Here is a 22,687-nt window from a genome sequence, read left to right as displayed (position 1 = left end):
TTACTTTTTAGACAGCCTCTTTTTTTTAGTTTTTAGAATCCCTATCGTCTTTATCTAAGTGGTTTTTTATACCATCGCCATCATCATCATAAAATGTTATTTCATCTAATGTAATCATATTGTCTCCATTAAGATCCTTAACTGTTATTTCATCTTTGGTTTGGGTACCATCGCCATCATCATCGGCATCTAAATAGTTTGTCAGACTATCCCCATCTGTATTATCATCTACATCCAACACCAGTATTTTGTCTCCATCCAAATCTTCCAGATAAGATGGTATACCATCTCTGTCATGATCTGCTTCATTAACCTTATACAATTGTATGTTAAAAATAAGAGGGGAATATGAAGGAATAGAAGATCCTGCCGGTGGTTTATCAAAATAAGCTAATCCCGAAGGCATAAATACTACCATGTCTCCAAAATCATCAATATAAGTTACTGTTCCATCATTATTAGAAACAACTCCAGAAGCTCCTCTAAAATCAACCAAAGCCTCTCTAAAACCTTCTACAACAGATGTTAAATCAAACCACACAGGATTAACTGCGCTGTCAAACACTCTTCCTGCATTGTTGTATGGCAATTGCCCTCTATACGTTACCAAAGTTGAATCTGCAAAAGTTGGTTTTTGTTTTGTACTACTACCTTCTCTTAACTTAAGTACATATATTGTATATTCTACACCTTCTCTGGTAACTTTTTTTGTTGTTACCAATCCCGAATCCATAATAGATGGCTTATTACTATTTTCTCCAGCTATAGTATCAAACTTTACTATTTTGTGTTTTATAGGGCTATCATTATTTGTATCTACATTTTCTGAAGTGTAAAAATGTGTCTTTAAATAATCTTGAAGCAATGCGTCGTCCTTTACTTGCTGTTCTCCTCTATCTCTGGGAGGCACAATAGTTACCCCTTCATCGTCATCTTTTTTGCATGCCGACAGAACCATTACAATTAAAGCAGTTACAAAAATATATGTCTTAATATTCATTCTGATTACTTTTTTGAGGGCGCAAGATACGATTTTCTTGTACTTTTGTTACCTCTGTTTATGTTTTTGTTTTTAATAAGCAGATGAAATTTGTTAAAATAAAAAATAGCAGTAAATTTTATTTTAACAAATTTCAAAATTATGTAATATAAAAACGCATTTTAATCTTATTTTATGCGAATTGATAAATATTTATGGTGTATCCGATACTTTAAAACACGAAGTGTTGCTACAAAGGCTTGTAAAGAAGGAAAAGTACGTGTTAATGGCGACCTTATTAAACCTTCCCGAGAAATTTACCCCTCAGACAAAATTACTATTCGTAAAAACCAAATTAGTTATGAACTTGTGGTATTAGATACACCAGATAATCGAATTGGAGCTAAACTCGTCGATATCTATCGTAAAGACACTACTCCTAAAGAAGCGTTGCAAAAGTTGGATCTTTTAAAATATTCTAAAGATTATTATAGAAAAAAAGGAGCAGGAAGACCTACCAAAAAAGATCGCAGGGATATTGATGATTGGCATACAGATAGTACAGAAAACGATAGCGAAGAATGATCCCTGATAAAAATTTTTGGAAAGATCGTTATAAAAAAAAGCTAACCGGGTGGGATGTTGGCTATGCATCCCCTCCTATAGTTAATTATTGTAACCAATTATCTAATAACGATATTAAGATCTTAATACCGGGTTGTGGCAATGCATACGAAGCTGAATATCTTTTTAAAAAGGGTTTTAAAAACATCTACATATTAGATATTGTAGAGGAAGTTTTAAGAAGTTTTAAAGAACGGATTCCTGAATTTCCTTCAGAAAATTTAATCTGTGAGGACTTTTTTAAGTATAACAATTCATTTGATTTAATTCTGGAACAAACATTTTTTTGTGCATTACCTATAGAACTAAGAAAAGATTATGTTTTGAAATCCTCCAGCCTGCTCAATCCCAAAGGAAAGTTGGCAGGTGTTTTATTTTCTTCAGAGTTTAAACAAAACGGACCTCCTTTTGGTGGCTCGAAAAAAGAATATGAACTTATTTTTTCAAAACACTATACTATAAAAACGCTAGAAAATTGTTATAATTCTATAGATCCACGCATGGGTAACGAACTCTTTTTTATATTTGAAAAACCATTATAAACATTCTTTATAAGTTACAACAAAGTTTAAGCTCATAAAGATAAAGTATTAACAATATTTACAGATACTACTGTATCTGCAATCTATAATATAAATATGCAAACAGACCAAAACATAATTCTTACTCATGAGCAAATACAACACAAAATAAAACGTATTGCTTATCAAATTTATGAAACCAATGTTAACGAAAAAGAGATTATAATCGCAGGAATTTCTGAGAATGGTTACATATTTGCTCAACGTTTAAAAAGCATATTGGAAGATATCTCTGATATAAAAATAACATTATGCGAAGTTACTATGGACAAAAAAACTCCTCAAAATACTGTAAAGACTTCTATAACGCCAAATGAGTATCAAAATAAGTCTGTAATACTTGCCGATGATGTATTAAATTCTGGAACTGCTCTTATTTATGGTGTAAAACATTTTCTGGATGTTCCTCTTACTAGATTCAAAACAGCAGTTTTAGTTAACCGTAATCATAAAAAATACCCTATCAAAGCAGATTTTAAAGGGATTTCTTTATCTACTTCTTTACACGAACATGTTATTGTACAATTTGGACAAGAGGATCTTGCTATCTTAAAATAAAAGAGATATACACTCTTTACTTATTTGCTCAGGATCTTTTTTATCGGTTATAATTTTATAATCTGCTTGGTTATAATAAAAAGATCTTTCAAATAAGTGTTTACGAACAAAATCGTTTAGTTCGTCTTTTGAAATAATATGAGAAATTAACGGGCGTTTTTCTCGCTCTGCAAAAAGTCGTAGCACCAATTCATCCAACGAGGTTTGTAAATAAATACTTTTTGAATTTTTATCTTGCAGTATATTTTCTAAATTTCCTGCAAAACAAGGGGTGCCTCCTCCTAGCGAAATAATGGTGTTTTTATACTCTTCTAAAACCACTTTGAGGTATAAAGATTCCTTATTTCTAAAATATATTTCGCCTTTATCCGCAAAAATCTCAGAAATTTTTTTTTTTTCTTGAATTTCAATAAAATTATCTAAATCTAAATAATCAAATTTCAATTTACGAGCCAAGTCCCTACCAATCAAAGACTTTCCGCTACCCATGTATCCCATTAAAACTATATTCATAGCATCAAAATTAGTTAGATATCTTTAAAAAAAAAGCAGATTTAAAATAAAATGTAAATTTATATCAAATTCTTCTTGAAAAATAAATTAATGATAGTATATTTGCACCCGCATTCAAGGAAAAAGAATGTATGACCTGGTAGCTCAGTTGGTAGAGCATCTCCCTTTTAAGGAGAGGGTCCTGGGTTCGAGCCCCAGCCCGGTCACTAAGAGATAAATAGCTATGATGCTTTTTAAATTATCTATTTAGTTCTTATTTTATTATGTTAGCAATTTTTCTATGACCTGGTAGCTCAGTTGGTAGAGCATCTCCCTTTTAAGGAGAGGGTCCTGGGTTCGAGCCCCAGCCCGGTCACTAAAAAGTACCGTATTTTATACGGTACTTTTTTGTTTTTATATTATCTTGTAAGATAATAAGTCGCCCAGGTGCTGGAACTGGTAGACAGGCATGGTTGAGGGCCATGTGTCCATTAGGGCGTGCGGGTTCAAGTCCCGCTCTGGGCACTTTTAATGTTTTAAACTCCTGAATAACACGTTCCTAATATTATAATGGTAACTTTTGTGGTAAGTAAAGCATTTCTTAATCTTTGTTTTTTTTAGATTTTATTTTAATCTCGCTTCAATATTAAAAATTTCTCTAATCAGAATTTCTATTTTTTGAAAATCATTCTCTCTACCTTTAATAAGGGTTGATATTGAGTTATGGCTTTTTTGAAAAATTTCAATAATAAAATCTGAAGCAAACTTTAAATTTAATTCATAAAATTTTAAAATTAAATACTTGAGTTTTTCAATCATTATTGAATCATTTTCTAGTTATTCGATGGTTTTAATAAATCAATACCAAAAGTTGTGTTTATGCAAATATTCTGGTTAGTCTGAACAGAAAGAATTCTACATTTTTGACACCTCTGAATTGTGCTCTGAATGCTTTTATCTTTGCATTAAAAGATTCTGCTGAAGCATTAGGTACTTCAATTAGTAAAATAGGAATCAAGGCTAGTTGTTGTGTTTATGCAAATATTTGGGTTAAATCTATACAAACTAAGATTAAATTTATCATAAAGCAAGAAAAGAGGCAATAAAACCTGCCTCCTCTTCTTGCTCTGTTATCCTATATTAATTAAACTTAATTATAGACTAAAATTAATTCTTGCAAATAAGAATCTTCCTGAATACCCAAACTGTGATGTTCTTCGAGAATACACAAATTGATCTCCAGAACTCCCTCCTTCTCGATTTTCATCGGGGTATATATCTAACAAATTATTAGCACCTACTGTAATATTAAGGTTTTCAAAAATCTTTGTAGAGACAGACAGATCTGTTACTATTTTCCCTCCATAAACTGCATCAGGACTAACTACAGCTCCTTCTACTCTTGGATCCCCATTAAAATCATCAGGATCTGTTACTTCTCCAAAAAATACATTTCTTAACAGCAAACTGTATTTCCCTATAGATAATGCATTAGTAAGGCTTAGTTTGGTTCTTGGTTGCGCCAATGTTAAAAACGCTTCTTCCTGAGCATCAAAAAAGTTACCTCCCTGACCTGCATTGGCTATTTTTTCTGGAACTCGAATTTCTTCTACTTCAGTTTCTGCAAAGGTTCCTGACAAGTCATTTTTCAAACTTACATTTTCCCCAAAATTAGCTCTGTGAGAGATCACAACATCTATACCTTGAGATTTTGTATCAATAGCATTCACAAAGAAACGTGCACTGGTAGCTCCTGCATCCTGAAATATTCGGGTAAGCTCTGCATCTCCCCCATTTCCAAAACTTCCACTATACACAATCCTATCATCAATATTAATCAAATAAGCATCTGCCGTAATTGTAAAGTTCTTAATTTTGGCTGTAAAGCCAAGACTATAACTGTCTGAGGTTTCTTCTTTTAATTTTGCTATTCCAATTAGAGTTGCTGCTCTACTATCATTGGTAAAAGTTCCTTGTTCAAAAGGTTGATTATCTACAAAAACTGTACTGGTTCTACTAAAAAATTGTTGATGCAAAGATGGGGCTCTAAACCCTGTACTATTAGCTGCGCGAACAGAAATATTTTCTGATATTTTGTATCTTGTAGCTATTTTATAATTAAAAGTGTTTCCAAAATCAGAAAAGCTTTCATATCTACCTGCTAAACTCACTAACCATTGTTCTGTAAAATCTGCTTCGAGGTCAACATAACCAGCAATACTATTTCTAAATTTATCAGTCTGATTACCGGGGTCATATCCTCTAAATACCTGCGAACCACCACCAAGTGGGGTTCCTGTAAAGTTGTTGCGTACCAATTCATTATCCGGAGTAGTACTGGTTACAGGATTTCCATTAATATCATAGCTTGTGTATGAAGTTTCTTCTCCTGCTGTGATCGAATAATTTTCGACTTTATACTCTGCTCCTATTGCCAAATTAAATCCGCTAAAAATATTCTCGTAAAATTTATTGATATCCAGATTTGTTGTGTTTTGCATAAAACTTAAAGATCCTGCATCAAAAGTTCTTGCAGTTGCCACTCCAAGCGTTCCATTACTAGAATTACCAACGGTAATATCAAAAATATTGATTCCGTACGTATTAGAAAAATCTATATTCCAATCCTTAACCTTACCCTTGATCCCTACAGCAAGTGATTTATCTACAATATCGGTTCCTATATTTGGCAAAAAACCATTAGGAAAAGCAGGAGTATTGGCTCTACCATCATCTTGTGCTGGTCTACGATAGAATCCAGATGCTAATCCTTGTCGGTAACTGATTCCTCCAAAACTGTATATTTCTGTATCTTTACTTAATGGAATCGCCATATTAGCAAAAAATTTACCTTCTCTTAACTTAGCTGTTCCTACTTTAAACCTGAAATCTTTACGTGTTAATCCGCGAGCAGTTAATTCGTCTTCATCTACATTAACATCAAGTAATCCTCTAAATGTTTCTATATCATCGGTATTATTAACATCTAACGCAGCGATCTGATCTCTGGTAATTTGATCCAGATACGCAAGGCTCTGTGCTGCTATTTGATAATCTGCTAGTGTCATTTCAGCAACATTTCCTCCACCAGCGGCAAAAACTCGTTCTGCTCCATGATATCCTCGAAAAATATCTCCTTGATAATCTTTATTTCGCAATGCAGGTTCTCTTGTTGAAAATGCCCCTGTAAAATTAATATATCCACCATTTTCTCCAATAGCTAATCCATAATTGGCTTCTAATTTTACTTTTTCCCCATCGCTTCCTCCATCAAATTGATTAGAGTTTTCACTAAAATTAGCTCCGGTAGTCAGAGTAAGACCTAACTTTCCAGTTGCTTTTTTCAATACAATATTAATTACGCCAGCTATAGCATCAGAACCATATTGTGCTGCAGCTCCATCTCTTAGTACTTCAATTCTTTGAATTGCGGCTGTGGGAATAGCATTCATATCTGTTCCTACACTACCTGCACCTACAGTACCATTCACATTAATTAAAGATGTATTATGTCTTCTTTTTCCATTTATTAGTACCAAAACTTGATCTGGTCCTAATCCTCTTAATGATGCGGGATCAATATGATCTGTTCCGTCTGAAACAGTTTGCGTTTGAGAAGTAAAAGAAGGAGCTACATAATTTAGAATTTCATTTACAGAGGTCTGCGGACCTTGAGTTGCTATCTCTGTAATATCAATAATATCAATTGGAACCGTAGTTTCTGTTGCGGTACGACCGGGGTTTCTAGAACCAACAATTACAATATCATCCAATTGTGCAGCTCCGTCTTTTAAGCGCACAGAGATAAAATCTTTACCAGTAACATCAACTTCTAAGGTCTCAAACCCCAAATAAGAGATAATCAATATATTATTATCATCTGCAAGGTTAAGCTGAAAATTACCTTCAAAATCTGTCTGAGCTCCGTTTGTAGTTCCTTTTACCAATACATTAGCTCCTGGTAGCGGACTTCCGTTAGAATCTTTGACATTTCCATTTATTTCGCGTTGTGGTTTTATGATTTTATCCCGTATAGGTGTTTTTTTCAAAATCACCTGTTTTCCTATAATAGAATAAGAAATATCTGTATTACCGAACAAGAGATCTAAGACTTTATCAAGAGTTTCTTTATTTACCTGAATTGTAGTCTTCTGATTTAAATTCACCTCTTCGTTAATGTAAAAAAACTTATACGAGGTTTGATTTTTAATTTCATATAGAATTTCTAACAAAGGAGTTTCTTCAAAGTTTAGTTCTATTTCTCCTTGTGAAAACCCTGAAATAGCCATCATCTGAAGGATTGAAAAACTGAATAAAACTAATGTGAGCTTCATTTTTAATGCAATTGACTGGTTCGCTATATATAAGAATAGCGTACGATTTCCTATTTTTTTCATATTTTTGAAAAGTTTTGATTGTTAAGTACTCAAATAAATAATAATCTGGCTAGTGTGGGAAGTGTGACAGCACTTCCTTCTTTTTTACTTACCGATTATAATATTCTTATCTTTTATATCATATTTAAATTTTAAAGTTTCTGAAAATGTTCTAAATATCTCTTCTATATTTTCTACATCAAATTCTCCTGTAAAATGTGTATTATTGAGTTCTTTATTATGGTTTATAATCGATACATTATAAGTACGTTCGATTCTTTTTGATACCTCTGCAAAAGATTCATTTTCTAATACTATTTTTTTATCCATCCATGATGTATACAGCAATGTATTTACTTTCTTTTTTAACAAACCTTTTTTATTCTTATTAAAAATTGCTTGATAACTTGGAGTTAGCTGTAAGAAGTTTTCACTATCTCCTTCATTAACCTCTACTTCTCCTTCTACTAATGTTGTTTTTACTGTTGCATCCTCGATATAAGAAGATACATTAAACCGTGTTCCTAATACTTTTACATTTACAGCTCCCGTTTTTACGATAAAAGGCTGGTCTTTATTTTTGGTTACATCAAAAAATGCTTCCCCTTCGAGATAAACAATACGTTTCTTTTCTGTAGCTACAAAATGTTGCGGGAATCTTAAACTACTTGCCGCATTCAGCCATACTTTAGTTCCATCGGATAATGTAAGCTGAAATAATTTTCCTTTAGGAATGGAGACTTCTATATACTTAACTTCAGCTATAGCTGTATCGGATTTAACTGTAAATTGCCCCTTATCTTTTTTTCCTATTAAACTCCCGTTAGCATTTACCACTTCAGAACTATTATTAAAATCCATATAGGTAATAGTACCATCTGCCTGAACCATTTTAATCTTATCTACAGGTGAGTCATCTACTGTTACAATCTCAGGACTGGTCCTAAACGAAGACACGTTCGATGTAGTATAATAATACCCTCCCCAGAAAATACCTCCTACCAAAGCAGCATACTTGACAATACTAAACAATTGTTGTAGCCTTACAACCTTTCTTTTCTTTTTATCTACAGTACTCACAAAACGCTGATAAGCTTGCTCAGAATCAACAGGTAGTTCTTTATTTAAAGTATACCATTCTTTTATTTTTTGTTTAAAGAGTACTTTATTATTTACGTCTTCAGATAACCATTCTTGCAATGCTTCTTTATCTGATGAAGAAATATCCCCTTCTATGTATTTCTTAATTACTGTTAAATAATCATCCATTCTTCATATTTTCTACTTAAAAGATGCAGGAAAACTAAAATTCCCCTACTTTAATTTTATTTTATTTAATTTTGTAACTGGTTTTATGATGAAAAACAGTACTATATATATAGAAAAATTACTAATTCAAGAGCTTAAAGACGGGAATCAAAACGGTTACAAAACATTGTTTGATCAATACTACTTTTGGCTATATAACTACGTTTACAAGCTTTCTAATGATCCTGTATTATCAGAAGATCTGGTACAAAATGTTATGCTTAAACTATGGGAAAAAAAATCATCTTTACAAATTACTACATCTTTAAAAAATTATCTGTTCAGAGCTTGTTATAATGAATTCTTAATGCATTTAAGACAACAAAAAAAAGAATATAGCACTCTTGAAGCATTAAAATGGGAGTCAATATTAGAAATATACACTGAAGAAGAAAATCAATTTGAGACAGATTGGCTAAAACTAGAAAAAGCTATAGAAAAGCTTCCAAAAAAATGTAGAGAGGTTTTTAAATTAAGCCGGTTTGAGCAAAAGAAACATAAAGAAATAGCAAATATTTTAGGAATCTCAACAAAAACCGTAGAAGTACACATTAGTAAAGCGCTACGTTTTTTAAAAGCTAATGCTTCTATCTTTTTCTTCTAAAAAAAACTCATTGCATCTTGTAATTCAAACAATTATATTCAAGTTAGATAATCCAAAGACATTAAACATCCCCCAACTAAAACATATCGTTATACTAATATGCTGAGATTATTATAATACCTCATGAATCTTTATATTAAATCTAATTTTTAACAATTATTACTATTATTTTAACATTTAATTAAAAAAACTACTTCTTTTAATTAGTTTTGTTTAGCAATTTGAATAAAGAAATGAACAATATTAAACAATTCTTTAGTATTAAAGATCTGGAAAATCTTTGTGGTATAAAAGCCCACACTATACGTATTTGGGAAAAAAGATACAACTTACTTTCTCCTAACCGAACTGAAACTAATATAAGAACCTATAGTTTAGAAAATCTTCAAAAACTACTTAATGTAACCTACCTAGTAAATAGTGGCTATAAAATATCCCGAATATCTAAATTAAACAATCAAGAAATCAATGAATATGTAAGAAATATAGTTTCTGATAATAGCACAAAAAATCAAGCTATCAATTCTTTTAAAATAGCTATGCTAAACTACGACCTGCATCTTTTTTCTGGCACGTACGAACAATTAGCGAGCAAACGAAACTTTAGACAAATCTTTATAAATGTACTTATTCCTCTTCTTAAAGAAATAGGATTATTATGGCAAACCAATACTATAAGCCTATCTCATGAGCATTTTATCACCAATCTTATAAAACAAAAACTTTTATTGAACATCGAAAAACTACAATACTCTAAGCCCTCAAAAAAAGACAAGGCTTTTATACTTTTTCTTCCTGAAAATGAAATACATGAATTAGGATTATTATATATACATTATGAGATTCTTTTACATGGGTACAAAGCTATTTATCTTGGGTCTAGCATACCTTTGTACAGCCTGCCCAACCTACTCTCTTTTCATGACAACAACATATTTATTTCTTATTTCACAATTAAGCCTGAAAAAGAAAATATAAGCGAATATTTGAATGAGTTTAATAAGGTGGTATGTACAGACAAAATGAATGAGTTTTGGATATTAGGAAAACAAATATTAAACAGCCCAAAAAGCAACCAAAAAAACCACCGTTATTTTGAATCTATTAACGAATTTATTTGTGAACTATGACTTAAAAAAACTCTTGATTTATATCTATAATTGGTTCTGGATTTTCATTGCTTTCTACCTCTTGTTTTAATATCCTATAAGTAGAAAGAGGAGACTGCTTTGGCTTGTTACTGATTTCTTTTATACATTTCAAAAAACAGATACAAAAACGATTTAACATTATCTTATTCTGCCAATAATCTGTCAATAGTTTCTCTTACTTTATCACTGTTCCAGTTTGCTGCATTAGTTTTATCTATAACAATATTGCCTTTTTTATCTATAAGATATGTTTGGGGAATAGGGCTGTTTACAAAAGGTTTTGGATGATCTGATAAGGATCTGTATATCGGATAATAATAACTTTTGTCTTTCATAAACTTATTAATTTCGGGATCATCGTCTGTAGTAACAAAAAGAAACACAACCTTATCCTTATAATCATTATACAGGTTTTGCAAAGAAGGCATTTCGGCAATACATGGCGGGCACCATGTTGCCCAATAATTAATCAAAACAACTTTTTCTTTGGCGGTGTCAAAATTAATAGATTCTGTGTTTACTCCATGTAATTTCCAATCATAGGACACTACTTTTACCCTCTCCTCTACCTCTACCAGTCCAGGGCTAAAAGAAAAAAATCTAGTCAAAAATATTTGCATCATACCTCTTGTATTAGGTATAAAAAACAAGATTAATATGGTTACAAAAATTACATTGGAAATATTCTTTTTATTAAATTTCATATTCTTTTATTAAGATTACCTGGTGGTTAATACCCAATTAACTTTACAATAGTAGGGTTTGTCTTAAAACCCTTAACAACTTACAAAATTATATAAATAATCGATAAGATTACCCAAGGATTTATATATTAAAACCGGATTATATATTTAGAAAATTCATTACAATTAAAAAGCTCTTCAAAACAGGTGTTATACTGTGTTTTTAATTTGACCACAGCCTTTTTATCGGGATCAGGGCAAACTCCTGTACTGAAATTAAAAAGACACCTGTATATATTTATTTTCCTGCTTCAAAACGAAGTTCTTACACATAATCTATTCAATATCATTTAGTTAATATGTGTTTTTTGAGGATTAAATATCTGTAAAAGCAAAATACCCCTTTACTTCTATTATGGATTCCAGGTCTACGCTGGAATCTACCATTAACAAACTTTAAATCAATAGTTTAAATTCTTGATTTAACGACATTGATAATCTGGTGTAAATAATAGCATAATACTATATAAATTAGTAAAGCGCAATCATAGATCACGCTTTAAGGTTAACAAAAAACAATAAACTTATCTTGACACTGTCCCTGAAGGAAAAGATGCATTACTAAATTCGAAAGGGTAACTAGTGGGAGCTGTTTGTGTTCCAGCCTTACCTACCAATGGTTTTAATAAAAATGGTGCAGTTGCATTATCTGGAAATGGCTCTACAGATATTACTACAGTTTTTTCTCTTACATCCAATGGAAAAGTTATTCCCTCTGGTGCATTTCTAAAAAAGTCTTCTCCTGGTAATTGAGGCCCGTTAGATGCTGTTTCACTAAAACCATTAATATCCCCGGCATTATCATCTGCTGCGCTGGCCACAGTAAATGTACCTGTTGAAATTGGCACTCCATTAGATACCACCCATCCTTCATATTTCCATCCAGCGTTTAATATTGGCAGATTCAAGCTGGCAACAGGGGGCATTCCCGGTGTTCCAAACCATACTCCAAACTGATCGTTACCATTATTAGCGGATCCTAAATTTTCATCTGTGGGGGTTCTTAAAAAAAAATTGCCCGAAGAACCTGTAAATCCCTTTTCTGCCACAGGATCCAACCCAACTGTTGCTGTATTTCCTGTTCCAAAATCCCCTTTTAATAATTTTGTGTCCGCTGGTGCAGGGTTTGGATCCGGATTAGGCTCTATTGTCAACACAAAGGATGTAGCTTTTTTAAGAGATTCTGAAATAACAGAAAAAGTGGTATTAGACAATTTACCTTCGTTATTTACAGAAAATGTACCTGTAGAAACCGGAACGCCATTAACAATAATCCATCCTTCATAAAGATAGTTTTTTCCTAAATCTTCTAAACCGGTAAGATTAAATGTTAAATCAGATTTGGCAGGGACATTATTAGAATCATCATCCTTGTTACAAGAAGAGGCAATACATCCAATCACCAAAGCTCCTATAATTGTTTTTTTAAACATGGTTTTTCTTTTTATAGTTATTATACTATAAAAGTATCTACCCTGACTGTAATAAAGTGTTAGACATCTAACACTACGCAACATTTTTTAACCGAATCTCTTTTCTATTAAAATCGATAATATTAGATTCTTTTAATTCATTCAAAATAATATTTAAAGTAGGTCTGGATGTCCCTATAAGATTAGCTATATCTTTTTGGGTATAGGGGTGCTCTATTACCATATCACCTGTATCCGGGCAACAATGTCCGTAATCTTCTTTAAGTTCGTTTAAAAACTCTAACAATCTTGTCTTGGTATCTTTAAAAAGAAGTAACTGTAACCTTCTTTCTAAGCGCTTAAAACGCATACCTATAAATTTATAAATTCTTAAACTAAACGATTGATTATCCCGCATGAGCCCATGCATTGTTTCTACCCCAATTGGACATATTGAAGTCGTGTTATCTACAGATTGTGCAAATTCTGTCCTTTTATTTTCACCCAGAATGGCTTTTTCCCCAAAAATCTCGCCTCTTGTTAAAATTGCTTTTATTATCTCGTAACCGTCATCTGCATAATATCCTATTTTTACCTTGCCTTGCTCTATAAGATATATTTTATTGGCAGAATCTTCTTCGAAATAGATGTAATCGTTTTTTTTATAGGCGTCAAAATCATGCTCCTCTTTATATCTCTTAAATTTATGAGGACATAATAATTTAAGGAGATTTGCATCCTCAAAAAACCAGATAGTACTCATCATTTTTATGTTTTATAAGATTAGTCTCATCTCTTTAGTTCGTAAACGGTGAAAAATCTTACATTATTGCATAAAAACCTTTCAACTATTTAATAATAAATCAAATACAGTATTATTTTTTAAACAAAATCAAATACCAAAATCATTTCTTTTGCTCCAGATGAAAAATAATTCAATTTCTTTATCCGGATTTTATTCAAGGCTTATATAATACCTTTTGCACTGTTAAATACATAAAAGATGTATCTGGTACGAGTAACTACTGCTACAAGTGTTATAAAAAAGCAAACTCCTGAAAATTAATTTTCAGGAGTTTGCTTTTTTATATAGATAGGTTCTAGTTATTATTGATTATTTTGTTTTTTAATCAAATTTAATGCAGAACCTTCTTTAAACCATTCTATTTGAGAATCATTATACGTATGATTTAGCATCACATTATCTTTAGACCCATCTGCATGAACAATTTCTAATGTTAACTGTTTTCCTGCTGCAAATTGGTCAAGATCTGTAAAATCAAAAGTATCATCCTCTTGTATCAAGTCATAATCATTTTCATTAGCAAACGTTAATCCAAGCATCCCTTGCTTTTTAAGGTTTGTTTCGTGGATACGGGCAAATGATTTTACAATTACTGCACAAACCCCTAAGTGACGTGGTTCCATTGCAGCATGTTCTCGCGATGATCCTTCTCCATAGTTATGATCTCCTACAACAATAGTAGGTACTCCTGCGGCTTTATATGCTCTTGCTGTATCAGGCACCCCTCCAAACTCTCCTGTTAGTTGGTTTTTAACAAAGTTTGTCTTTTTACCAAATGCATTTACAGCTCCGATTAAACAGTTATTAGAAATATTATCTAAATGCCCTCTATAACGCAACCATGGCCCTGCCATAGAAATATGATCTGTAGTACATTTGCCAAATGCTTTTATAAGTAATTTAGCTCCTTTAATCTCGTTACCTATTGGTTCAAACGGTGTTAATAACTGTAATCTTTCAGAAGTTGGACTTACTTTTACTTCTACCCCACTACCATCTTCAACTGGAGCTAAATACCCATTATCTTTTACATCAAACCCTTTTGGAGGTAATTCCCATCCTGTTGGTTCATCGAACATTACTTCTTCGCCATTTTCATTAATCAATTTATCTGTTAATGGATTAAAGTCTAGTCGTCCTGCTACAGCAATTGCGGCAGTTAATTCTGGTGATGCAACAAAAGCGTGTGTATTAGGGTTACCATCTGCACGTTTAGCAAAGTTTCTGTTAAAAGAGTGTACGATACTATTTTTTGGAGCATTTTTAGGATCACTATACCTTGCCCATTGTCCGATACAAGGTCCGCATGCATTAGTAAATATTTTTGCATCTAGTTTTTCAAATATCCCAAGAATACCGTCTCTATCTGCTGTATATCTTACTTGTTCAGAGCCTGGGTTAATCCCTAATTCTGCTTTCATCTTTAAACCTTTATCTAATGCTTGTTGTGCGATTGAAGAGGCACGAGATAAATCTTCGTAAGAAGAATTTGTACAAGATCCTATTAATCCCCATTCTACTTGAATTGGCCAATCATTAGCTTTTGCCTTTTCTGTCATTGCACTACCAACTGCTGTTGATAAATCCGGGGTAAATGGTCCATTTAGCAATGGTCCTAATTCAGACAAATTAATTTCGATTACTTGGTCAAAATAGTTTTCTGGATTTGCATAAACTTCAGGATCTCCTGTAAGGTGTTCTTTTACTTTATTTGCAGCATCTGCTACTTCTGCTCTATCTGTAGCTCGCAAGTAACGTTCCATAGAGTCATCATAACCAAAAGTAGATGTTGTAGCACCAATTTCGGCTCCCATATTACAAATAGTTCCTTTTCCTGTACACGACATGGATGTTGCTCCTGGCCCAAAATATTCTACTATAGCACCAGTACCTCCTTTTACAGTAAGAATTTCTGCAACTTTTAAAATCACATCCTTAGGTGCTGTCCAACCAGATAACTTTCCTATTAATTTTACACCTATCAGCTTAGGGAATTTTAATTCCCAAGCCATGCCTGCCATAACATCTACAGCATCTGCTCCACCAACACCAATTGCAACCATTCCTAAACCACCTGCGTTCACTGTGTGAGAATCTGTACCAATCATCATTCCTCCAGGAAAAGCATAATTTTCTAGCACAACCTGATGAATAATCCCTGCTCCTGGTTTCCAGAATCCAATTCCGTATTTATCTGATACAGATTCTAAGAAATTAAATACTTCACTACTAATATCATTAGCATTTTTTAAATCTTTTACCGCACCTTCTTTTGCTTGAATTAAGTGATCACAGTGTACTGTTGTAGGTACTGCAACTTTAGTTTTTCCTGCTTGCATAAATTGTAGCAGTGCCATTTGTGCAGTTGCATCTTGACAAGCGATACGGTCTGGTGCAAAATCAACATAATCTTTACCTCGTACAAATGCTTTTTCTGTCTTTACATCCCACAGGTGTGAATATAAAATTTTCTCTGCCAATGTTAAAGGTTTACCTGTAACTTCGCGTGCTGTATTAACACGATCTGCTACCTGATCATACACCTTTTTTATCATATCGATATCAAATGCCATATCTATTTTTTTTTAAGTATTGAAAAGTCTTGCGAAAATACGAATTTTAAAGGATTTTCTTAAATGATTATCTCTAACACTATCTTTTTGCGTTTTTTAAAAAATAAGGGTAGTCATTTATTGAAATTCATAATTTTAAATTATGAATACTATAAAATCATTAAAAATCAAGACACAAAAATGTTTCTATATTAATTTAATTTACGAAAACGTTATAGTAGTTGTTAAAAAAACAGCTTCAAAAAGATCTGCAATCAATAATATCATTTTAACTTTGAACCTATACTAACAAATTATTTCTTTTTTGTCTTGAAATTCTTAAAGTATAAATTCAATTTCTATACGAACGATTTCAAAGTCAAATTGGCATAGCCTCCAGGCGGTATCACCTGGGTGTGTTTCTAAAAACACTTCTCACATTAGTTTTTTACACCCTATTTATTTTGAAGAACCTTTGGGTAATTAATGCCTCTATGCGAGAAACCAAAAAAGGCAAAGCTTTACAGCTGTGCCTTTTACAATTCTAAAACTATTTTTAACCCCGAATTATCAATGTCGTTTAGTTAAGCTGTATCTTTTTGAGGATTAAATGTCTGTAAAAACAAAATACCCCTTTACTTCCATCATGGATTCCCCCATCCTGCGCTGGAATCCATGATTAACAGACTTTAAATCAATAGTTTAAATTCTTAACTAAACGACATTGCCCGGATTATGAAACAGAACTTTGTTATGAGACTTTGAGACATCATAAATACAATAATTCTCTTAGTTTTAGCATAGCAGTTTACCCTGAGTTTATCAAAGTGCTATGGTCAAATCAAAAAACCAAGTGTAACAGTTGTATTTACAGCAGATTAAAGGTGTAATAGATTTTCTGTTGCATAATCCGGATTAAAACAATTATCCCTTTTTTTGCTGCCTTATTTTACATCTTTTCTTTTCCAGCTTTTCATACTGTTCTATTTGTATATCTGATAATGAGGTTTTAAACTTTTTGTGTTCTTCCTTCATAAATGCTTTATGATTTTCAAACATTTCTTTCTGTTTATCACTAAAAGTTTTTCTGAGAGCTTTTCTTTTTTCTTGTTTTGAAAGTGTTTCATCTTCTACAATTGCTAACTGGTCTTTGGTAAAACTGGCTTTCATTGTTTCTTTATGTTCTTTTCTCAATCTTTTTTTATTATCTAATGCATCTTTTTGTCCTTGTGACAAATTCTGATAAAATTCTTTTTTTAATGCTCTATGATTTGCTCGACCTTCTTTATGTTGTGCAGATACTGATAAAATCCCAAAAAACAATACCAGAATATATATTATGTTATTTTTCATATTTTACTTTTCTAATTTTTTAAACAATATAATTATTGAACGTTCTATACTAAGACCCGTAAATTTTGTAAAGGTTTAACCCAGATTATCAATGTCGTTAAGTTAAGGTTTATAACACATAAAATTTGCTGGTTTAGCGGCATACCGTTTTATTCTTGGGTTGATCTATTGGGCCTATGTCTTTCTACTTGTTTTATTAGCGCCATAGCATAATTCTGTATTTTTTTACAAATCTGATCAAATCCTTGGGTCATTCCTTTTATTAAAACTTTTACTTTTCTGTATGCTTGTGTCCTGTTAATTTTATATGTTTTCTTTCTAGTTTGATTGATTTTTCTTACTCCTTTTCGCGTTATTTGATCACTTAATATGGTAGTAAGATTAGCTCTCATAATGATCCTGTGAAAATCTTGCTGCACTGTAATATGACTTTTACCACTTAAGTTTTCTAATTCAGCTCTTAGTTTAAGGTGTTTAAATGATTCTTCTACAGGCCATCTCTTCTTGTATAATTTACAAAGTTCAATATGCTTATATTGTTGTCCATCTGTTAGGTTAGTAATCAAAACTTGATCCTCCCCGTCTTTTATAGTTACTCTTATTAGTCTTAATTGAAGTGGGGTTATTGGTGCGCCAACCTCTTTACACTTCTTAACAGCTTCGTTGGAAGGGGTCAATGTAATTAATTGTTCTTTTTTATGAGAAGCCAAGAAAGTTTTACCAACTTTAAAACGCTTTGCTTTTAGTCGTATCAAGAAATTGCATGATTTTTTAGTTAATAATGACATAAGCCAAAATGCAGAATATCCTCTATCCATCAGCAATAAATCTTTAGTATTAATATGGGCTAAGTGTTTATGTGCAAAAGAAAGTTCACTTGTTCTATAATGATCAATTTGGGCATCAATACTAATTTGATTTAGTACATCATAGGCTTGGGAAACCCGAGCTAAAACTACTTTTCTATTGTTTTCAGTTCGAGTTTGAAAATGACCATAATTCTCAACTAAATTATCACTAAATGGCAATTGTATGGTACTCCCATCAATAGCAACCAAGCGATAGCCTTTCCATTTCTTTATGTGACTTGCTTTACTGTAATAAAAATCACATTGAAACCTATTCAGATCTACAAATAATTCAGGTTTCAGCTTTAACCGGTGCTGATTTAATGCTGACTTTGTATAAAAATGTTCATCAAAATAGACATCTAACTCTTGTTGAAGACTTGATTTGCCAAGTTGGAGAAGAAAGTAAACTAAACTTGAAAAAGATAAACTACGATTTCGGGTAAAACAGATTTCAGAAGTCCGATAGGATTTCTTAGTAGTATCATTTTCAATTATGTTTTTAATGTTTTTTAAAAGGGCTTTAGAAAATTTCTCCGCCCTTTTTACTAATAAAAATTTAGGATTCGTATGATTCCTTTTCTTTACAATAAAGATAACTAATTTTCTTAACTTAACGACATTGATAATCTGGGTTTAATGTTTTGCAAAAAAATCACAAAGGATTAATGAATCTGCATGTTTCGGAAGGATGTTTCTAAAAAAATGATTCTTGTTTTCTGGATAAGTATCAAGGAATTACCTCTTTTTTTGATATTAAACCTTTAATGAGGTGTTAAAAACGGGGGGGGTATGCAGTACCGTAAAAAATGTGTTTGGAATAACAGTCAGAGATTGCTTTTGTACACGACCAACTTGCCTGATACAATTTCTTTTGTTACTACTACAAAAATCGAAGAGACAAGTTGTTTTATATTAAATATTGTCAATCCAATTTTATTTTTTGCTTTAGATAATTATTCATCTACTGAGCTTTAAAAACTTGTTACCGAATATCAAAACCAAAGTAATGAGTTGATAAAAGTATTGCTCAATAAAAATCAGAATAAACTATTTATGATATCTTCTACACTAACACCTTCTGCTTCGGCTTTATAATTTTTTATCATACGATGACGAAGTATCCCCATAGCAACTGCCTGTACATCTTCTATATCCGGAGAAAATTTTCCTTGTATAGCGGCATTTGCTTTTGCTGCAAGGACTAAGTTTTGAGAAGCTCTGGGTCCTGCGCCCCAATCTATATAGTTTTTAACCAAATCTGTAGCGGTTTCTCCATCAGGTCTGGTTTTGGTTACCATACTTACAGCGTATTCTATCACATTATCTGCTACTGGTATACGGCGTATTAAGTGTTGAAAGTCAATAATTTCTTGTGCTGTAAACAATGGTTCAATTTTGTTGGTTGTATCTCCTGTGGTGCTTTTAACTACCTCAACTTCTTCCTGAAAGCTTGGGTATTTTAACTCTATAGCAAACATAAACCTGTCTAGTTGCGCTTCTGGCAAAGGATAGGTTCCTTCTTGTTCTATAGGGTTTTGAGTTGCCAGAACAAAGTAGGGTAAATCCAAATTATAATGATGCCCAGCCACAGTAACCGATCTTTCCTGCATTGCTTCTAATAGTGCTGCTTGTGTTTTTGGAGGTGTACGGTTAATTTCGTCTGCAAGGATAATATTAGAAAACACAGGTCCTTTTATAAATTTAAAATGTCTTGTTTCATCTAATATCTCGCTTCCTAAGATATCGCTTGGCATTAAATCGGGGGTAAATTGAATTCTTTTAAAATCCAACCCCAAAGCTTGAGATATAGTATTAACCATCAAGGTTTTTGCTAATCCCGGAACTCCAATCAACAACGCATGACCTCCAGAAAAAACAGAAATAAGTATCTGATCAATAACTTTTTCCTGACCAATAATTACTTTAGAAATTTCTTTTTTCAGGTCTGAATGTTTTTTTACCAGTTTTTCTACAGCCGCTACGTCGTTTGACATATTATTTTTCTTTTTTTAACCAATTACCACTATACTCGCAGTTTCTATAATCTCCGTTTACTTTAATATAAGTATCCATTATTTTTTCGTCCTGCCATTTACGAATAGCGTCTATTTGTTTTTTTCTAAGCGCCAGTTCTTGTATTTTGAGATAATCTTTTGCGTAATCTGCTATATGCTCATCATACCGGTTAAGCACTGTTATCAACTTAAACTTTGTACGTCCCTGACGATCCTGATCCGGAATTACCAAAGAAACTTCATTTGTTTTCAATTTAGACACTTGATCGTACAATATAGGATCAATTTTGGTAAGTTCAAAATGTGTATCCCCTGTAGTTGGATTTATTAATTGTCCTCCGTTTTCGCGAGTTTCTTTTTCGTCGCTAAATTTTTGTGCGGCTTCTTTAAAATTTATAGTTCCAGAAACAATGGCTGTACGAAGAGAGTCTATCAATTTTTTTGCTTTTTCTTCACTTTCTCTGGTAACTTCTGCCATAAGAAGAATATGTCTTACATCTATTTCTTCTCCTCTAATCTTATCTACTTTTATAATATGCCATCCAAAATCAGTTTTAAAAGGCTCACTTACTTCTTCTTCTTGTAAGCTAAAAGCTACATCTTTAAATTCTTTTGCAAAGTTTGTTTGGCGATCCAAAGTATATTTTCCTCCTGTGGATTTAGATCCGGGGTCTTGAGAATACAACACTGCTTTTGTTGCAAAACTACTTCCGTTTTCAACAATATCTTCTCTAAATTGTTTTAAACGATCTATTACTTTTTGTTCTTCTTCTTCTGTTATTTCTGGTTCTATCACAATCTGAGCCAGCTCTATTTCTGTTCCAAAAAGAGGCCTTTCTTCTTTTGGAATATCATCAAAAAACTCTCTGATCTCTTCGGGAGTAATCTCGATATCTTTAATAATTTTGGTTCTCATTTGTTCAGATAATCTATTAGATTTATTGATTTCAAAAAGTTCTTTCTTAAAATCTGCCAGATTATCTTTTTTATAAAACTTCAGTACTTTTTCTACTGTTCCCAACTCGTTAGTCATATAACTTAACTGCTGGTCTACCATAGAATTAACTTCTGCATCTTTAACTTCTATACTATCCTGAATTGCATGATGTGCATATAATTTACTTTCAAACAAGCTTCCGGCTAGTTCACAACGACTTACTTCTGCCGCTGAAACCCCCTCGCTAACTAATTGTTGGTATGCTATGTCTATATCGCTGTCTAAAATCACATTTTCTCCAATAACTGCGGCTACACCATCAATTTTCATTCTTTGAAAAGGTTGTTTTACAGAATCTACTGCAATACTTATCGTATCATTTTTTATAATAGTATCGGTATCTTTGGCTCCCTCTTCTATAACTTCTTGAGCATAAATTTGTATTCCTGTAGCAATGGTAAATACCGCAAATAGCGTTGTAGTTTTAATCATAAACTTCAAATTGTTTGTTCTCAACTGCATCTTTTGTAATTTCTTTTTCAATTTTTTTTATAAGCTCCAGCTTTCGTTTATTTAATATAATTTGCCTTATAGTCGGCTTAATATATTCAATTGGTGCTATTTCTTTACGCTTAAGGATATCTTTTATCATAACCAAATATACTCCTGTAGAGTCTCTAAGTTGTATAAAATTTTTCTCTTTCAGGAGTTTTGTTTTATCCTGTTTTTTCAGGATCGGGATTTTATTTAATACTTGATCCAATTTAATCCAAACAGAATCATTTAACGAATATGTCAGGAACTCTATTTTTTTTTCTTTAAGCTCTTCTACATCTTCTTTATTAAAACGACTCAATTGTTGTTGCGTTGCAGCAATATTTTCGTAATCTGGTGGCAAATGTAAGTAACGTAATTTTACTAACTCCTCATTAAGATTAAAATTTTTTAAATTTTGTTCATAATATGCCTGAAGATCTTGTTCTGTAATCTCCATATTTATAGATTTATTGATTACAGCATTTTTGTATGCATTTATGTACAAAGTACTTTGGTAATTTTCAACAAGATCCTCAAATTCTTTAAGTTCTTCTTCGGTTAGGTTCAATTTTGCTTTATCAATAAATAATTGACGGGTAGCCCATGTATTAATATAATTGTTCACAATATTTATACTATCTTCCTTAGATGTATTTTTGGGGACTAGTTTTTCTATATCACTTTTATATAAATATGTTTTGTTAACTCTGGCTACTGCTTCTTCTTTAATTTGATTTCTAAAGTTCTGACAAGAAACAATTGTAAGCAATAACACTATCAATTTACAATATTTCACACGTTATATTTTT

The 22,687-nt window shown here is 32.1% G+C and carries 20 protein-coding genes and 3 tRNA genes; 8 read left to right on the top strand and 15 right to left on the bottom strand.

Going from position 1 to position 22,687, the window contains the following annotated elements:
- Positions 1-25 precede the first annotated feature (25 nt).
- Positions 26-1,000: an FKBP-type peptidyl-prolyl cis-trans isomerase gene (locus ACZIYX_RS16430; protein WP_462683338.1), complete on the bottom strand. Its 975-nt coding sequence runs from the start codon at positions 998-1,000 to the stop codon at positions 26-28.
- A 174-nt stretch (positions 1,001-1,174) separates the two neighbouring features.
- Between ACZIYX_RS16430 and ACZIYX_RS16425 the strand changes: the two genes are divergently transcribed.
- The 3 genes from ACZIYX_RS16425 to ACZIYX_RS16415 all read left to right on the top strand — a co-directional run bounded on the left by ACZIYX_RS16425 (position 1,175) and on the right by ACZIYX_RS16415 (position 2,742).
- Complete coding sequence (locus ACZIYX_RS16425) at positions 1,175-1,564, top strand: RNA-binding S4 domain-containing protein (RefSeq protein WP_462683337.1); 390 nt, start codon at positions 1,175-1,177, stop codon at positions 1,562-1,564.
- Positions 1,561-2,145, top strand: a complete 585-nt coding sequence (locus ACZIYX_RS16420; protein WP_462683336.1) for a methyltransferase domain-containing protein — start codon at positions 1,561-1,563, stop codon at positions 2,143-2,145. The genes ACZIYX_RS16425 and ACZIYX_RS16420 overlap by 4 nt, the downstream gene beginning before the upstream one ends.
- Before the next feature lie 96 nt (positions 2,146-2,241).
- Positions 2,242-2,742 carry a phosphoribosyltransferase family protein gene (locus tag ACZIYX_RS16415; protein WP_462683335.1) on the top strand — a complete coding sequence of 167 codons (501 nt, stop codon included), beginning with the start codon at positions 2,242-2,244 and terminating at the stop codon, positions 2,740-2,742.
- Here ACZIYX_RS16415 and ACZIYX_RS16410 read toward each other — a convergent pair.
- Entirely contained in the window at positions 2,734-3,255 is a 522-nt protein-coding gene (locus ACZIYX_RS16410) for a shikimate kinase (protein ID WP_462683334.1), read from the bottom strand. The two genes, ACZIYX_RS16415 and ACZIYX_RS16410, sit on opposite strands and share 9 nt — an antisense overlap.
- Before the next feature lie 133 nt (positions 3,256-3,388).
- Here ACZIYX_RS16410 and ACZIYX_RS16405 point away from each other — a divergent pair.
- The 3 genes from ACZIYX_RS16405 to ACZIYX_RS16395 all read left to right on the top strand — a co-directional run bounded on the left by ACZIYX_RS16405 (position 3,389) and on the right by ACZIYX_RS16395 (position 3,759).
- A tRNA-Lys gene (locus ACZIYX_RS16405) sits at positions 3,389-3,461 on the top strand.
- Positions 3,462-3,537: 76 nt separating this feature from the next.
- Positions 3,538-3,610, top strand: a tRNA-Lys gene (locus tag ACZIYX_RS16400).
- Between the two features lie 65 nt (positions 3,611-3,675).
- Positions 3,676-3,759, top strand: a tRNA-Leu gene (locus ACZIYX_RS16395).
- A gap of 99 nt (positions 3,760-3,858) precedes the next feature.
- Here the strand turns inward: ACZIYX_RS16395 and ACZIYX_RS16390 are convergent.
- From ACZIYX_RS16390 to ACZIYX_RS16375, 4 genes are all read right to left on the bottom strand, one after another.
- Entirely contained in the window at positions 3,859-4,053 is a 195-nt protein-coding gene (locus ACZIYX_RS16390; RefSeq protein WP_462683333.1) for a hypothetical protein, read from the bottom strand.
- 58 nt (positions 4,054-4,111) lie between these two features.
- Entirely contained in the window at positions 4,112-4,252 is a 141-nt protein-coding gene (locus ACZIYX_RS16385) for a transposase (RefSeq protein WP_462683332.1), read from the bottom strand.
- A 136-nt stretch (positions 4,253-4,388) separates the two neighbouring features.
- Positions 4,389-7,631 (bottom strand): TonB-dependent receptor domain-containing protein, encoded by a 3,243-nt coding sequence (locus ACZIYX_RS16380; RefSeq protein ID WP_462683331.1) that lies wholly within the window; start codon positions 7,629-7,631, stop codon positions 4,389-4,391.
- A gap of 84 nt (positions 7,632-7,715) precedes the next feature.
- The gene (locus ACZIYX_RS16375; protein WP_462683330.1) at positions 7,716-8,879 is read right to left on the bottom strand and encodes a FecR family protein; all 1,164 of its coding nucleotides are present in this window, start codon (positions 8,877-8,879) and stop codon (positions 7,716-7,718) included.
- 85 nt (positions 8,880-8,964) lie between these two features.
- Here ACZIYX_RS16375 and ACZIYX_RS16370 point away from each other — a divergent pair, with 85 nt between their 5' ends.
- Positions 8,965-9,522 carry an RNA polymerase sigma factor gene (locus ACZIYX_RS16370; RefSeq protein ID WP_462683329.1) on the top strand — a complete coding sequence of 186 codons (558 nt, stop codon included), beginning with the start codon at positions 8,965-8,967 and terminating at the stop codon, positions 9,520-9,522.
- 233 nt (positions 9,523-9,755) lie between these two features.
- A complete protein-coding gene (locus ACZIYX_RS16365) occupies positions 9,756-10,652 on the top strand; it encodes a MerR family transcriptional regulator (protein ID WP_462683328.1) in 897 nt (298 codons plus the stop codon).
- Positions 10,653-10,816: 164 nt separating this feature from the next.
- Here the strand turns inward: ACZIYX_RS16365 and ACZIYX_RS16360 are convergent, their stop codons facing one another.
- From ACZIYX_RS16360 to ACZIYX_RS16320, 9 genes are all read right to left on the bottom strand, one after another.
- On the bottom strand, positions 10,817-11,377 hold the full coding sequence (locus ACZIYX_RS16360; protein ID WP_462683327.1) for a TlpA family protein disulfide reductase: 561 nt from the start codon (positions 11,375-11,377) through the stop codon (positions 10,817-10,819).
- A 563-nt stretch (positions 11,378-11,940) separates the two neighbouring features.
- Positions 11,941-12,849 carry a hypothetical protein gene (locus ACZIYX_RS16355; protein ID WP_462683326.1) on the bottom strand — a complete coding sequence of 303 codons (909 nt, stop codon included), beginning with the start codon at positions 12,847-12,849 and terminating at the stop codon, positions 11,941-11,943.
- 73 nt (positions 12,850-12,922) lie between these two features.
- A complete protein-coding gene (locus tag ACZIYX_RS16350; RefSeq protein WP_462683354.1) occupies positions 12,923-13,591 on the bottom strand; it encodes a Crp/Fnr family transcriptional regulator in 669 nt (222 codons plus the stop codon).
- Positions 13,592-13,935: 344 nt separating this feature from the next.
- A complete protein-coding gene (locus tag ACZIYX_RS16345) occupies positions 13,936-16,206 on the bottom strand; it encodes an aconitate hydratase (RefSeq protein WP_462683325.1) in 2,271 nt (756 codons plus the stop codon).
- 903 nt (positions 16,207-17,109) lie between these two features.
- Positions 17,110-17,538: a hypothetical protein gene (locus ACZIYX_RS16340; protein WP_462683324.1), complete on the bottom strand. Its 429-nt coding sequence runs from the start codon at positions 17,536-17,538 to the stop codon at positions 17,110-17,112.
- 149 nt (positions 17,539-17,687) lie between these two features.
- Positions 17,688-18,881: an IS4 family transposase gene (locus ACZIYX_RS16335; RefSeq protein ID WP_462683353.1), complete on the bottom strand. Its 1,194-nt coding sequence runs from the start codon at positions 18,879-18,881 to the stop codon at positions 17,688-17,690.
- 545 nt (positions 18,882-19,426) lie between these two features.
- A complete protein-coding gene (locus ACZIYX_RS16330) occupies positions 19,427-20,383 on the bottom strand; it encodes an AAA family ATPase (RefSeq protein WP_462683323.1) in 957 nt (318 codons plus the stop codon).
- A 1-nt stretch (position 20,384) separates the two neighbouring features.
- Positions 20,385-21,833: a peptidylprolyl isomerase gene (locus tag ACZIYX_RS16325; protein ID WP_462683322.1), complete on the bottom strand. Its 1,449-nt coding sequence runs from the start codon at positions 21,831-21,833 to the stop codon at positions 20,385-20,387.
- Positions 21,826-22,674, bottom strand: coding sequence for a peptidyl-prolyl cis-trans isomerase (locus ACZIYX_RS16320; RefSeq protein WP_462683321.1), 849 nt, complete (start codon positions 22,672-22,674; stop codon positions 21,826-21,828). Before ACZIYX_RS16320 ends, ACZIYX_RS16325 begins: the two co-directional genes overlap by 8 nt.
- Between the last annotated feature and the right edge of the window lie 13 nt (positions 22,675-22,687).

Source organism: Aquimarina sp., from assembly GCF_977115655.1.
This window is presented reverse-complemented; position numbering and strand designations above follow the sequence as displayed.

What these genes read in the sequence shown, in the direction of transcription:
- ACZIYX_RS16345 (WP_462683325.1), bottom strand. Translation starts at nt 16,206, where the DNA reads ATGGCATTTGATATCGATATGATAAAAAAGGTGTATGATCAGGTAGCA.
- ACZIYX_RS16360 (WP_462683327.1), bottom strand. Translation starts at nt 11,377, where the DNA reads ATGAAATTTAATAAAAAGAATATTTCCAATGTAATTTTTGTAACCATA.
- ACZIYX_RS16425 (WP_462683337.1), top strand. Translation starts at nt 1,175, where the DNA reads ATGCGAATTGATAAATATTTATGGTGTATCCGATACTTTAAAACACGA.
- ACZIYX_RS16430 (WP_462683338.1), bottom strand. Translation starts at nt 1,000, where the DNA reads ATGAATATTAAGACATATATTTTTGTAACTGCTTTAATTGTAATGGTT.
- ACZIYX_RS16330 (WP_462683323.1), bottom strand. Translation starts at nt 20,383, where the DNA reads ATGTCAAACGACGTAGCGGCTGTAGAAAAACTGGTAAAAAAACATTCA.
- ACZIYX_RS16415 (WP_462683335.1), top strand. Translation starts at nt 2,242, where the DNA reads ATGCAAACAGACCAAAACATAATTCTTACTCATGAGCAAATACAACAC.
- ACZIYX_RS16350 (WP_462683354.1), bottom strand. Translation starts at nt 13,591, where the DNA reads ATGAGTACTATCTGGTTTTTTGAGGATGCAAATCTCCTTAAATTATTA.
- ACZIYX_RS16390 (WP_462683333.1), bottom strand. Translation starts at nt 4,053, where the DNA reads ATGATTGAAAAACTCAAGTATTTAATTTTAAAATTTTATGAATTAAAT.
- ACZIYX_RS16325 (WP_462683322.1), bottom strand. Translation starts at nt 21,833, where the DNA reads ATGATTAAAACTACAACGCTATTTGCGGTATTTACCATTGCTACAGGA.
- ACZIYX_RS16340 (WP_462683324.1), bottom strand. Translation starts at nt 17,538, where the DNA reads ATGAAAAATAACATAATATATATTCTGGTATTGTTTTTTGGGATTTTA.
- ACZIYX_RS16355 (WP_462683326.1), bottom strand. Translation starts at nt 12,849, where the DNA reads ATGTTTAAAAAAACAATTATAGGAGCTTTGGTGATTGGATGTATTGCC.
- ACZIYX_RS16380 (WP_462683331.1), bottom strand. Translation starts at nt 7,631, where the DNA reads ATGAAAAAAATAGGAAATCGTACGCTATTCTTATATATAGCGAACCAG.
- ACZIYX_RS16365 (WP_462683328.1), top strand. Translation starts at nt 9,756, where the DNA reads ATGAACAATATTAAACAATTCTTTAGTATTAAAGATCTGGAAAATCTT.
- ACZIYX_RS16375 (WP_462683330.1), bottom strand. Translation starts at nt 8,879, where the DNA reads ATGGATGATTATTTAACAGTAATTAAGAAATACATAGAAGGGGATATT.
- ACZIYX_RS16420 (WP_462683336.1), top strand. Translation starts at nt 1,561, where the DNA reads ATGATCCCTGATAAAAATTTTTGGAAAGATCGTTATAAAAAAAAGCTA.
- ACZIYX_RS16410 (WP_462683334.1), bottom strand. Translation starts at nt 3,255, where the DNA reads ATGAATATAGTTTTAATGGGATACATGGGTAGCGGAAAGTCTTTGATT.
- ACZIYX_RS16370 (WP_462683329.1), top strand. Translation starts at nt 8,965, where the DNA reads ATGATGAAAAACAGTACTATATATATAGAAAAATTACTAATTCAAGAG.